Source organism: Bacteroidia bacterium, assembly GCA_019695265.1.
GTDB lineage: Bacteria > Bacteroidota > Bacteroidia > JAIBAJ01 > JAIBAJ01 > JAIBAJ01.
In genome coordinates this window covers 26,344-38,313 of sequence record JAIBAJ010000020.1, presented here as the reverse complement: position 1 = coordinate 38,313, position 11,970 = coordinate 26,344, and the positions used below count along the sequence as shown (strand labels likewise).

At 40.7% G+C, this 11,970-nt stretch carries 12 protein-coding genes and 2 pseudogenes; 8 read left to right on the top strand and 6 right to left on the bottom strand.

Annotated features, from left to right (window positions below; all coding sequences use genetic code 11):
- Positions 1-63: 63 nt before the first annotated feature.
- Both K1X82_05195 and K1X82_05190 read right to left on the bottom strand, forming a co-directional pair.
- On the bottom strand, positions 64-219 hold the full coding sequence (locus tag K1X82_05195; protein ID MBX7181486.1) for a hypothetical protein: 156 nt from the start codon (positions 217-219) through the stop codon (positions 64-66).
- A complete protein-coding gene (locus K1X82_05190) occupies positions 204-419 on the bottom strand; it encodes a hypothetical protein (protein ID MBX7181485.1) in 216 nt (71 codons plus the stop codon). Before K1X82_05190 ends, K1X82_05195 begins: the two co-directional genes overlap by 16 nt.
- 1,460 nt (positions 420-1,879) lie before the next feature.
- Between K1X82_05190 and K1X82_05185 the strand changes: the two genes are divergently transcribed.
- Together K1X82_05185 and K1X82_05180 are read left to right on the top strand one after the other, a co-directional pair.
- Entirely contained in the window at positions 1,880-3,382 is a 1,503-nt protein-coding gene (locus K1X82_05185; protein ID MBX7181484.1) for a helix-turn-helix domain-containing protein, read from the top strand.
- 9 nt (positions 3,383-3,391) lie between these two features.
- Positions 3,392-3,904 (top strand): gamma carbonic anhydrase family protein, encoded by a 513-nt coding sequence (locus K1X82_05180; GenBank protein ID MBX7181483.1) that lies wholly within the window; start codon positions 3,392-3,394, stop codon positions 3,902-3,904.
- Between the two features lie 333 nt (positions 3,905-4,237).
- Here K1X82_05180 and K1X82_05175 read toward each other — a convergent pair whose 3' ends face one another.
- Positions 4,238-4,999, bottom strand: a complete 762-nt coding sequence (locus K1X82_05175) for an alpha/beta hydrolase (protein MBX7181482.1) — start codon at positions 4,997-4,999, stop codon at positions 4,238-4,240.
- 265 nt (positions 5,000-5,264) lie between these two features.
- On the opposite strand from K1X82_05175, the gene K1X82_05170 reads away from it, so the two are divergent.
- On the top strand, positions 5,265-7,046 hold the full coding sequence (locus tag K1X82_05170; protein MBX7181481.1) for a neutral/alkaline non-lysosomal ceramidase N-terminal domain-containing protein: 1,782 nt from the start codon (positions 5,265-5,267) through the stop codon (positions 7,044-7,046).
- A 47-nt stretch (positions 7,047-7,093) separates the two neighbouring features.
- Here K1X82_05170 and K1X82_05165 read toward each other — a convergent pair whose 3' ends face one another.
- Positions 7,094-7,510, bottom strand: a complete 417-nt coding sequence (locus K1X82_05165) for a hypothetical protein (protein MBX7181480.1) — start codon at positions 7,508-7,510, stop codon at positions 7,094-7,096.
- Positions 7,511-7,635: 125 nt separating this feature from the next.
- On the opposite strand from K1X82_05165, the gene rpiB reads away from it, so the two are divergent.
- The 3 genes from rpiB to K1X82_05150 are packed head-to-tail and all read left to right on the top strand — an operon-like array spanning position 7,636 to position 9,101.
- On the top strand, positions 7,636-8,073 hold the full coding sequence (rpiB, locus tag K1X82_05160) for a ribose 5-phosphate isomerase B (protein ID MBX7181479.1): 438 nt from the start codon (positions 7,636-7,638) through the stop codon (positions 8,071-8,073).
- A 50-nt stretch (positions 8,074-8,123) separates the two neighbouring features.
- Positions 8,124-8,606 carry a 2-C-methyl-D-erythritol 2,4-cyclodiphosphate synthase gene (ispF, locus tag K1X82_05155; protein ID MBX7181478.1) on the top strand — a complete coding sequence of 161 codons (483 nt, stop codon included), beginning with the start codon at positions 8,124-8,126 and terminating at the stop codon, positions 8,604-8,606.
- 6 nt (positions 8,607-8,612) lie between these two features.
- On the top strand, positions 8,613-9,101 hold the full coding sequence (locus K1X82_05150) for a cytidine deaminase (protein MBX7181477.1): 489 nt from the start codon (positions 8,613-8,615) through the stop codon (positions 9,099-9,101).
- Between the two features lie 552 nt (positions 9,102-9,653).
- Here the strand turns inward: K1X82_05150 and K1X82_05145 are convergent.
- A pseudogene (locus K1X82_05145) lies at positions 9,654-10,626 on the bottom strand (PDDEXK nuclease domain-containing protein).
- Positions 10,627-11,067: 441 nt separating this feature from the next.
- On the opposite strand from K1X82_05145, the gene K1X82_05140 reads away from it, so the two are divergent.
- Together K1X82_05140 and K1X82_05135 are read left to right on the top strand one after the other, a co-directional pair.
- Positions 11,068-11,304, top strand: a complete 237-nt coding sequence (locus tag K1X82_05140; protein MBX7181476.1) for a hypothetical protein — start codon at positions 11,068-11,070, stop codon at positions 11,302-11,304.
- A pseudogene (locus tag K1X82_05135) lies at positions 11,286-11,666 on the top strand (type II toxin-antitoxin system VapC family toxin). Before K1X82_05140 ends, K1X82_05135 begins: the two are co-directional and overlap by 19 nt.
- 12 nt (positions 11,667-11,678) lie before the next feature.
- On the opposite strand, the gene K1X82_05130 reads toward K1X82_05135, so the two are convergent.
- Positions 11,679-11,957, bottom strand: a complete 279-nt coding sequence (locus tag K1X82_05130) for a hypothetical protein (protein ID MBX7181475.1) — start codon at positions 11,955-11,957, stop codon at positions 11,679-11,681.
- Positions 11,958-11,970 lie beyond the last annotated feature (13 nt).

Sequence of the window (11,970 nt, the reverse complement as noted above, 5' to 3'; positions counted from 1 at the left end):
TTACAACATGATTTTTTTTATCGCTTTTTAGTGGTCAATTTGAACCGGATTCAGGTGGTCAATTTAAACCGGACTGAGGTGGTCAAGTTGAACCGGACTGAGGTGGTCAAGTTCACCGGATTTTCCAATCACACCATCTAAAAAATCCATACCCGAAATTGGTAGGGAAGCAGAGAGGTAATCAGAAACTACATTGGTATCAATCAGATATCGTTCCATTCGTTACGCATCTGTTTTATATGCTGATTCAGGCTTTTTCCTTGTTCAGGCGATAGGGTACCTTTGTATTTATCAGAGAGCTTGGTTTTTTTTGTAGATAAATTTTCTTTCAAAACTTTAATCAAGTGCAATTCTTCCAACTCATGTAAAAGTCCGATGGCTTTTTGGTTGGTTACCTGTATGAGCATTGTATTATCCATGTGTTAAATAATTTAGCTGATGGTATTTTAAGAAATGTAGGTCAAAATTAGCAAGAATTTCGGACAACTTAATAACAATGTTTGAATTTGGGATTTACTTCTTTTCTCTATGAAAAAATTTGGTTTATTGGAAAGGTCTTTTCTATGAACCAATCCCGCTGGTTCAGTTTTGCATCCTGAACCATTGATTTTTCGGTCTGTGACCGATAAGTAAATATTTCGAACCTATTAACTACGGGTTTGACGAAGACCAGCGTTTGTAAGGCCACAAAGCCGCAGAGTTGTGATATAAAAAAGTTACTCCACCAAACTACTTATGCCGGGCGGGTTACAACGGGGCAGACCTCTTGGATAAACCAACCAACAAGACCATTTATCCAAATACCCAATATAGGTCAAAACAAGTTGATTTAGTGCTATTTGGAAGGGGTTTTATCGCATCTTTACTCCATAAACCCTTACTACCTTTGTTTAAACTTGATTTAGCCGCAGCCTATTCCGGTGGAGAGGGAAGACTTGGAGTTGTTAGAATGACTACCAACCCTGTAACAATTTGTCAGGCCTTTTACTATTTTCAGTTGCACCCGGGTTGGGTTAAAGGTATTAACCCAAATTCTAATAGGAGCCTACTTATAGAATTCGGGATTAACTGAAAATTGGTTGAAAGCTAAACCTCCCTAAACTAAACCCGATAGAGCCAAATAGCTTTGCGACACACTAAACATTGAATTTTCAACCAGCCTTTTTCGCAAACTATAGGCGATAGCGGGGCAGGTGATTTTTCGGGTCACTGAAGATTGTTTTCCATTTATCTTCCTTTCATTATCTTACATCAGGTGCATACGATTGAAAAACAAGTTGGTAGCCCCGAAAATTGAACTCGTAAAGCCTTGAGTTAGCTGCGTTGCGAAAACTTGGATTTCCACCCTTTCCACAAGCATCGGTAGCAAATAAATGGTTCGAAATCAAAAAGGAAAAATGTTGCTAAATTGGCAAATTGTATCGCTATAGTGGGCCTTCTTTTCGATAAAGGTGAGTTGCACCTGGGACAAGACGGCCTAACTTTATTCCAAGGTTTTATCTTCACGTTGATTAGGAAATTGGAAGTACAAGTTGCTAATAAGTTTTGATGTGGATATTAAGAAATTGGTACTTTTAATGGAATGGAGGTAACTTGTTTTGTTAAGATTGACAAAAAAAATAGTTTCTGAATTCTTAGTAAATCTCCCCGCTACCTTTCCTAATTCCTTTTCCAATTGAAAAATTGTCCCAAATCTATTTTGAAATGTACGGTGTTATGGCTGATGCAAAAGCTGTTTAGACAAAGGAGAGGGATGGATAATTGGACAGTTACAGATTAACAATCGCTATAACCCGGATTACTGCGGAATAATTTAAATTGAACAATTTGCCAACCAAATGTTCGGCTTTCATAAATTATTCCCATTATTGACAAAAATTTGGACTTGTTCTCCACCGAAGAAAATATTCGTTTGATTTTTGGCCTGAAAATCAAACAGTTAAGAAACGAAAAGGGTTTGCAGCAAACCGATTTGGCCCGACTTACCGAAAGTTCAGTCTCTTATGTGAATGAAATTGAAAAAGGAAAAAAGTTTCCTAAACCCGATAAAATTCTCATGCTGGCAAAAGCTTTAGGGGTAGCTTACGATGATTTGGTTTCGCTGAAAATGGATAATAACCTATCACCCATTATCCAAATATTGGAATCTCCTATCATGCGCGAAGTTCCACTCGATTTGTTTGGAATTGATAAGGGTAAGTTGATCGAACTCATATCGAGGGCCCCAGCCAAAATAAATGCCTTTATTTCAACCATCATAGAAATTGCCCGTAACTATAACCTCACCCAGGAACATTTTTATTTTGCAGCCTTGCGCTCGTATCAGGAAATGCATGAAAATTATTTCGAGGACCTGGAGCAAGAAGCCGAAAAATTTGCTATTTCTCACCGATTGGCCCAGGATTTACCGGTGAAGTCGGAAAACCTGAAGCAAATTTTGGTAAGTGAATTCGGTTATACCATACAAAGTTTACCCAATGAAAAAAGTTCTGTTCTAACGCCCATTCGTTCCATTTTTTTGCCTGAAACAAAAACGCTGCTTATCAACGAGCAATTAGCCGATACGCAAAAGGCTTTTATCTATGGTAAGGAACTTGGCTACAGTCAAATGCAGCTTTCTGAACGGGCATTTGTTACCCCATGGCAAAAGGCCGGTAGCTTTGAACAAGTGCTGGCCAATATGAAAGCAAGCTATTTCTCCGGGGCGCTAATGATTCCTAAAGCTCAGTTGATTGCCGATTTGCACCTGTTTTTTAATAATGCGGAGTGGAGGCCTGAATTGTTTCTTCGCTTTTTGGAAAAATACAATTCTTCGCCCGAGATGTTTATGCACCGGCTCACCAACATTATCCCTTCTCATTTCGGAATTAAAAACCTTTTCTTTTTGAGATTTAATTATTCCTCAGGTGTCGATCATTTCGATTTAACGAAGGAATTGCACCTCACTCAGTTGCACAATCCCCACGCTAACCAAATCGATGAAGTGTATTGCCGTCGCTGGTTGGCAATTCGTATTTTCAATGATTTGGAAAAGCAAAAGGCCGATCATCTTCCCAAAGCTCCTGTAGCTAGTGTGCAGCGCTCTCAGTTTGAACAATCAGGCAATGAATATTTTAATTTTACCCTGGCCCGATGGTTGGGTCGAACTCCCGAAAAAGGCCTTTCTGTAACCATTGGTTTCCTGATTAACAATGAGTTTAAAAAGAAGGTTAGGTTTTGGAATTCGCCTTCGGTACCGGTAAAAGTGGTGAATCAAACCTGCCAACGCTGCGGAATTGAGAATTGCCTGGAACGTGGCGCTGAACCTAGCGTTTTGCACGAATTGCAACGGCAGTTGGCCCTCGACGCAGAAATTTCGGAATTGAGGGGGAAAAAAAATTAAACTTGCAGCATGGCTTTGGTATTACCCGTTCAAGGAAAGCTTCCTTCATTTGGTTCTAATTGTTTTTTGGCTCCTAACGCTACCGTGGTGGGCGATGTAAGCATGGGCGACGACTGCAGTGTATGGTTCAATGCCGTAGTTCGTGGCGATGTGCATTGGATTAAAATGGGAAATAAGGTGAATGTTCAAGACGGTGCCGTAATTCATTGTACCTATCAAAAGGCTCCTACATCCATCGGAAATAACGTGTCGATTGGTCACAATGCACTGGTTCATGGTTGTACCCTGGAAGATAATGTCTTGATTGGAATGGGTGCTATTGTGATGGATAATTGTGTGGTAGAATGCAACAGTATTGTAGCTGCCGGCGCGGTTTTACTCGAAAATACCCGGGTCGAAAGCGGTTCTATTTATGCCGGTGTTCCTGCCAAAAAGGTGAAACAATTAAGCCCCGAACAGTTTGAAACGCTTAACCAACGCATTGCCGATAATTATGTCATGTATTCTTCCTGGTTTAAATAAGAATAAATGGAGTGGGTAGAAGAAGTCCAAGACCGGGAATGATCCAATTTTTATAATTTTTAGTATGCGGGCCCCCTCCGCCCAATTATCTTTTAGCTAATCCCTCAATTTTCTGCATGGGCGTTCGGGTCACGCTATCGGCTGTAGTCCTCGTCCCCCTAGGCTATCGCCGTAGTGGTCCTGTGGGCTACTTGCCTCTATCGTTGCCCGAGGCGCAACCTCAGCCTGCAACAGATAACCCAACTAGTTAGGGTAACTATTAATTGCCGGATTTTTACCAAACCTCGAAGGAAATTCCCGGGGGAAGGCCAACGCTTAATTGAAAAGAAGCGATCAAACTTTTTGCTTACTCAGCCAGGAATCTAGAATGGAATTAAACTGCTGTGGTTGCTCCATCATAGGTGCATGGCCACATTCGTCAATCCAAAATAGCTCGTTGTTGGGAAGTAATTTATGAAAATCCTCTGCCACATCGGGCGGGGTAATATTGTCTTGCTTGCCCCAAATCAAGCAAACCGGACTTTGAATATGGTGCAATTCTTCAGCCATGTTGTGTCGGATGGCTGACTTGGCCAGGGCCAAAATTCGAATCAATTTTTCGCGATCGTTTACCAATCCAAACACCTCATCCACCAACTCGTCATTGGCATGTTTAGGGTCGTAAAAGGTGTAAGCCACCCGGTCGCGAATAAAGGATTTATCTTCTCTGCGTGGAAATGAACCTCCAAAGGCATTTTCGTACAATCCTGAACTTCCGGTAAGTATAAGCAGATTTACCTTGTCTAAATTGGCAACAGTATAAACCAAGGCCACATGTCCACCCAATGAATTTCCCAACAAGTTTACCTTACCTAGTCCTTTAAATTCAATAAATTCCTGAATGTAGGAAGCCAAAGATTTTACATTGGTTTCATCAACAGGCAATTCGTAAATGGGCATCAAGGGGATGATTACCCGGTAGTGGCCTGAAAAATGATTGAAAAGGTCAGAAAAATTACTCAATGCCCCAAACAATCCATGCAAGGAAATGAGGACAGGACCTTGGCCCTTTTCGATGTATTTGAATTTTCCTTCTTGTTGTATTTCGGGATTCATTGAGCGCAAAGGTAAAAAAAGGACAAGGCAAAGTACGAATTAGACTTTGGTAAAGTGCAAAAAGTTGTGAAGATAGTTAAGGAAAGTTACTCTAAATCCTTGATTTTGATAGCTTAACTGATACATTTAGAGGTTTAAAACCGAGTATTCCAGCCGGAAAATTACCTGCTTTTATTTTAACATATTTTCCATAAAATTAAGTTCTTAAAAAGTGCATCACAACTGTGATTTCGCATATTTTAGCCCATCAATAAAAATTTACGGAATGTTACGTTGTGGTTCAGCAAAAAAAGACATTACCTACTTTAAACCCGGAGTAGGAATGATGGGATTTGGAATGTGGTTTAATATTGTAAAGGGAGTTGAAACTCCATTGCATGCCAGGGCTTATGTGTTTATCGATGAAGAAACCGGTAAGAAAATAGCCTTTGTTAACGCCGAAATTTGCTTTATTACCGTGGCAATTAAGCGCGGAGTGATGAAACGCTTGAGTCGCCACCATGCCGAGTTGGATTTTCATGACCAAAATGTAATGCTCACCGCACAACACACTCACAGTGGTCCGGGAGGCTATTCGCACTACGGTCTCTACAACATGAGCATACCCGGATTTATGCCTGAAAACTATGCCACCATTGTGGATGGAATTGCCGATGCCATTATTGAAGCACATGAAAATGCCGTTCCTGCCAGGTTGCGTGTTTCCACCGGCGAAATGCCAACCGACAAAGAAGTAGCCTTCAACCGCAGCATCGATGCCTGGAATCAAAACCCGGAAGTGACCAAATATTCCAAAGATCAAACCCATTTGGCTTTCGATAGACGTATGACTTTGCTCCTAGCCGAAGATTTAAATGGAAACCCATTGTTTACCATCAATTGGTTTGGTATTCATACAACCTCGGTGCCTAATTACAATACCAACATCAATGCAGATAACAAAGGTTATGCTGCAACCTGGATGGAAGAAGCCCTTGAAAAGCGCTTCGGAAAGCCGGTGCTTTCCTCCTTTGCACAGCGGGCTTGTGGCGATATCAGTCCCAACTTTATCTATGTGAAAGAACGTGGACAGGTAATGGGGAAATTCAAAGAGGATTATGTGGAAAGTGCTAAATACAATGGAAAAGTGCAGTTTGAAAAGGCAAATGAAATCTTTGAACAAGCCCTCTCCTCACCTGAATTGGCTCCTTCATTAGATGCGGCCTTGTGCTATGTGAAGTTTGCCGATACCACGGCTTATCCCGAATTTGCCAATGGTAACACCGATGCCTTTACTTCGCCTCCGTGTCAGGGAGTAGCATTTTTTGAAGGTACTGCCGAAGGTCCGGGCATGGCTAAAGCAGTGGCTACGGCAGCCAAAGGACTTATCAAACTGGTTCGGGCCTGGGAATATGCCATTGCCCCATTTTCGAAAAAGGAATTTGGTGAAAGAATCCGGAAGCGGGATAAGGCACAAGGAAACAAGGAAATTCTGATAGAGTCGGGCGAGCGAAAAATAATGGGTACCGGAGATGTGAAAAATTTCATCATTCCGGGTTGGGCCGACCGGGGAATCGCTACTTTCAAACGCTTTCATGCCAACGGAAGTCTGGCCGATAAACCCTGGACTCCCTTGGTGTTACCCCTGCAAATTTTTATCCTGGGTGAAATTGCTATTGTTGGTGTGGCCGGAGAATTAACCACGGTTGCTTCCTGGAGATTAGAAAAAACAGTTTTGGAGGTTTTGTCTAAACGAGGGGTAAAGCAAGTTATAATCTCAACCTATTGCAATGCCTACCACGGCTATGTAACTACCTTTGAAGAATACCAAGTGCAATGCTACGAAGGTGGTCATACCGTTTATGGACAATACACCTTGGCAGCCTTTCAAAGTAGGTACAAGGATTTAGCGGAAGAAATGTTGAAACCTGCCCAGGAGCGGCATTTAGATCACGAAACCAATCCGGTGTTTTTTACAGAGGAAGAACTTGCCAAACGAACCTACGACCACAAAACGCAGGAACCATTGCTCAAGGCAAAAAAGCTGGGAAACCCTCTTGCCGGATAAGTCTTTTTTCAGGATTGCTTCATTGTATGGAAGTGTTTAGACACTCCTTATTTGCGAATAGACTCTGCAATTTTCCATCCTAACCAAGCCATGGGAAGATAGGCCATGCCCAAATCCAAGATGTTAAACCACGTCGGTGCCGGTACCATCATTACCATCATTACTCCGCCAACCATGTGCAAGCCTCCGATAACTAAGGCAATAATAAGTCTGTAACTTGCCGATAGCATGGATCCGATAAAGGCTCCGGCTAAAGAACCCAAAGCGTGAGCAATAAAAGGGAAAAGAAAGTGCCTGGCCTCCAACAAGGGCATAGCAGCCTTTATTCCTTCCGGCGTGCTGAGATTGGTGCCCGGAGGAGGAGGGATGATGCTGCCCCCGATCCGAATAATAAGTCCGTTTAACATAACTGCACCGAAAGCCCCGAGCACAAAGCCCAAAACGTTTTTGATGATAGGATTCATTTTTTTCAATTGGTATGTTGGACAAATGTAAAATTTTCAGGATTCATTCAATCAATTTTCGCTTTTTTGCCGGGTACTGCAAAAAAAATCCCAACTTTGTAATCCATACCAAACCAAAACCCACCATGCCAAAACCCATCGGAATTGCTGCCGACCATGCCGGATACGAATTGAAGGAAATTCTTAAGCCATTGCTTGCCGAACTGGGGTTTGATGCCATTGATTTTGGCACCCATTCCACTGCCAGTATGGATTACCCGGATGTTATTCATCCCTTGTGCAAGGATTTAACCGATGGAAAATTCAGCATTGGAATAATTATTTGTGGAAGTGGTAATGGAGTTAATATAACAGCGAATAAATATTCCGGCATTCGTTCTGCCTTGTGCTGGGCTCCTGAGTTAGCAGCCTTGGCAAGACAACACAACAATGCCAATGTTCTGGCTATTCCTGCGCGATTTATTGCGGTGGATGATGCAAAAGAATGCGTACGTTTGTTTCTCTCAACGGCCTTTGAAGGTGGTCGCCACCAAACTCGGGTCGATAAAATACCCAGGTGTTAAGAAGGAAGAAAATCCCATCTTTGCACCCCAATTTTTAAAATTTGAACCAAATACCTTTTCGAATCGGCTATGGCTACGATGTTCACCAACTGGTCGAAGGACGCGAACTTTGGCTGGGTGGTGTTAAAATTCCTCACAGCAAAGGGGCACTGGGGCATAGCGATGCCGATGTGTTGTTGCATGCTATCTGCGATGCCTTGCTAGGTGCTGCCAGCTTGGGCGATATTGGCAAACATTTCCCCGATACCTCCAAGGAGTTTAAAAACATCGACAGCAAAATTTTACTTCAACGGGTTGTAGCCTTATTGCACAGTCGAGGATGGATTGTCGGAAATGTTGATTCTACCTTGTGCTTGCAAAAGCCTAAAATAATGCCTTTCGTAGAGGATATGCGAGTAACTATTGCAGCACTTCTTCAGGTTGAAGTTGATTGTGTTTCTATCAAAGCGACTACCAAAGAAAAGCTTGGTTTTGTTGGCCGCGAAGAAGGTTTGGAGGCTTCGGCCGTAGCTTTGATTGTTAAAAATAAATAATGAGGAATGAGAAAGGTTGATTTAACATTGTCCTATGTGGTGTATGGCTCAGTAAATGAGTTGTCCAAGGAGGATCAAGACCTGATTCAATTAGCCGTTCAGGCTTCCAACAAGGCTTATGCGCCCTATTCCAGGTTTTATGTAGGTTGTGCTATTTTGTTGGAGAATGGTAAAAAAGTCATAGGTAATAACCAGGAAAATGTGGCCTATCCTTCAGGTATTTGTGCCGAACGAGTGGCCATTTTTGCTGCCTCAGCGCAATATCCGGGGGTTGCTGTAAAAACCATGGCTATTACTGCCCATTCCATCATTATGGATCCGGATACTCCAATTACCCCTTGTGGCGCTTGCCGTCAGGTGGTGGCGGAGTACGAAAGTCAATTCAAAAAGCCCATTCGCATACTGTTGCTTAATCCCAATGGCGAGGTAATGGAAGCCGATTCCATTGATGTTTTTCTTCCTTTTATGTTTAGGGCTGAAGGGTTGAAAAAGTAAAATTTCAGTCTGATTTTCTTGTTTTTATTTGAAAACGTGGCTTCAGAGGCCCGAATAATCTTCATCCCCGTTATCGCCTATAGTTTGCCTAATAACTTTTTACCATCTCCGGAATAGTCTGCCAGGCAAAGCTATTTGGCTCTACCGGGTTTAGCTTAGGTAGTTTTAGCTTTCAAATAAACTTTAAATAATAGATTGAGGATAATAATACCAATTTTAATTAATAAATAGTCCAAAGGAAATTTATAAATTTATACCGAGAGAAAAAATAATATGATTCCAGTTCGCTTAGGCCTCCTGGAATCATTTATTTTTATCCTCGGCATTTTCAACATTGGTAAATGCCGAGGATACAGAATGTTAGGCCAATTTTTTCAAATAAAATTAATACAAAAATTGGACTAAACATAATGTCCATTCGGTATAAATTGTTGAAATTCTGTATTTTATTTGAAATCATTAAGAAGCATATTTCACCAAATTTATCGCTTATGCCGAATAGACCTTATGTTTAGTCCATTTTAAGATAGTACCCGTAGAATTAATTTTCTTTCAGCTATTCGAGTCATTGTCAAACAATTCTTGAAGTTTTTGTTGTAATAGCTTCTTATCCGGCAGTTGTGTTTGATACTCTGCAACCATCGTAGGTGAAAGACTTCGGCTTAAAGCATATTCTACAACTTCACTATCCTTGTCCTTACATAACAAAACACCAATACTTGGTTTTTCATTTGGTTTTTTTACATCCCTATCTAAAGCCTCTAGATAAAAATTTAATTTCCCTAAATGCTCCGGTTTGAATTTGTCAGCCTTTAGCTCAAAGGCAACTAAACACTGTAGTCCTCGGTGATAAAATAGTAAATCAATATAAAAATCGCTGTTGCCAACCTGTAATTTATATTCTTCACCTATAAATAAAAAGTCTTTCCCTAATTCGAGTATAAAATCTTTTATTTGCCTTACAAGTCCTTGTTGCAAGTCGCATTCGGTATGCGGATCCGGTAAATTTAAAAACATAACTATCTTTAATGGCCTTGGTAATTTCATTCATGTTTTCTCTCACCAATGGTGAGGGTTTTGAGTTGCCAATTATTGACCGCTCAAATAGACTTGATGAAATTTGCCTGTCTAATTCCCGTTTGCTATAATTTTCCTGCTTTACGAGTTTTAAGTAAAATTCAATTTCTTCAATTTTTTTACATCTTGAAAAAATAAGCAAATTATTGGTCCAACTAATTTCTCTCACCAGTGGTGCGAGATTTGGATGGTCCTGATAAGTTTCATAAAACTGCTTCATTCTCCATATGTTTTTGTCGGAGAAGCCCTTTATTTCAGGTTCATTCGATTGAATGAAGTTAGCCAATTCCTTAATAACCGACTCTCCCCATTCTGATTGTTTAATTTTTTTGCTTATGTATTCACCAATTTTCCAATAAAGATTAATAAGCTCCGTATTGACGGCCTTAGTTGCATTAGCCTGAGCCTGTTTAATTAATTGAATAATGTCCGAAAAGCGGTGGACCATTGTTGAATTCTTTATACTACAAATTTAATGGTTTAAATAGAATTCAGCTTTTTGAAAAATTAAATTGCTGTAAAACGATATCTAGTGTATAGTCCCCATCTGCAATAGCATATTCCACAAACTGCAACTGGTTAGTGCCGGGTTTGTAGTGGTAAGTGAGGTTGTTCATGGGGTTGGTGTTTTCGGCGTATCTTTATGAAGGAGTTAATCGAGAAACGACGATAGTCTTTACGAGATTTACTCCTTCCAATGCCGATGGTGAAAAACTTCCTTGGAATGTAATGGAAAGGTTAGTTTTTCCCTATCGGTATAACAAAGATAGGATATTTCTATTGGAGGTGTAAAGGAGTTTTTCTTTGTAGTTGGTGGTTATATTGATTTTCTAATTACTTTCATACCCAAATCCAACCTCAATTAGGATTCAGGTTTAATAGTGTTGATATGATAAAGACCATTGTAACTCCACAAGAAAGTAGTGTTCACCTAAATATTCCCACCAATTATATTGGCCGAAAAATTGAGATCCTTTTGTATGCTTTGGATGAGGTTTCGGAAGAAGGGAATAGTATGCCTAAAAAGTCAATGGCTTCCTTCCGAGGAATTCTTTCTGACAATGACTATAAAGCTTTAAAGGCCCATACTGAGCAAGCCCGAAAAGAATGGAACAGAGATATTTGATTGATACCAATGTTATTATTGATGAGTTTGGCGACAAGCTCCCTCCAAAAGCCAGCTCTTTTTTGAATAATTTAAACATAACTATTTAAGCGGTAACGCAAATTGAACTTTTGGGCAGGCATGGTGCTTCTGAACTGCAACTTAAGCCTTTACGAGCCTTCATGGAATTGGCTCTTATACTTCCCATAAATGAAGCTGTTATTCATGAAACAATAGCAATTCGACAAACAAAAAAAATAGCTCTTGGTGATGCAATTATTGCAGCTACTGCACTTGTCTATGGTTTAGTTATTGTCACCCGAAATATTTCTGATTTTAAACAAATTCCAAACTTGATAGTTGTAGATCCTTGGGCGATGTAGAATTTACGGAGACTAGCCCTCCAATTTATACCCCACCGAATCAAATGGGTTTATGAACACACTGTCTTGGTAGGTGCTATCGGAATTCCAAAGCACAAAAGGTGCATTGGCGGTATCGTGTATAGGTAATACATTGGGCCAGGAGGCATTTTCAGCAATTCGCACTTCTTGGGTTATTACCCCTAAACGGGAGCTGCCATAGAGTTGGCGTTGTTCGAGTTGGAGGATTTGGGTGCCGCTGCTATCGGGTTTGGAGAGCAACTGATATTCAGTATTTGTATTTGATTTCAACGGACTAATTTAA

Coding starts and splice junctions, on each gene's coding strand:
- K1X82_05180 (MBX7181483.1), top strand. CDS start 3,392: ATGGCTTTGGTATTACCCGTTCAAGGAAAGCTTCCTTCATTTGGTTCT.
- K1X82_05165 (MBX7181480.1), bottom strand. CDS start 7,510: ATGAATCCTATCATCAAAAACGTTTTGGGCTTTGTGCTCGGGGCTTTC.
- rpiB (MBX7181479.1), top strand. CDS start 7,636: ATGCCAAAACCCATCGGAATTGCTGCCGACCATGCCGGATACGAATTG.
- K1X82_05150 (MBX7181477.1), top strand. CDS start 8,613: ATGAGAAAGGTTGATTTAACATTGTCCTATGTGGTGTATGGCTCAGTA.
- K1X82_05175 (MBX7181482.1), bottom strand. CDS start 4,999: ATGAATCCCGAAATACAACAAGAAGGAAAATTCAAATACATCGAAAAG.
- K1X82_05140 (MBX7181476.1), top strand. CDS start 11,068: ATGATAAAGACCATTGTAACTCCACAAGAAAGTAGTGTTCACCTAAAT.
- K1X82_05170 (MBX7181481.1), top strand. CDS start 5,265: ATGTTACGTTGTGGTTCAGCAAAAAAAGACATTACCTACTTTAAACCC.
- K1X82_05195 (MBX7181486.1), bottom strand. CDS start 219: ATGGAACGATATCTGATTGATACCAATGTAGTTTCTGATTACCTCTCT.
- K1X82_05190 (MBX7181485.1), bottom strand. CDS start 419: ATGGATAATACAATGCTCATACAGGTAACCAACCAAAAAGCCATCGGA.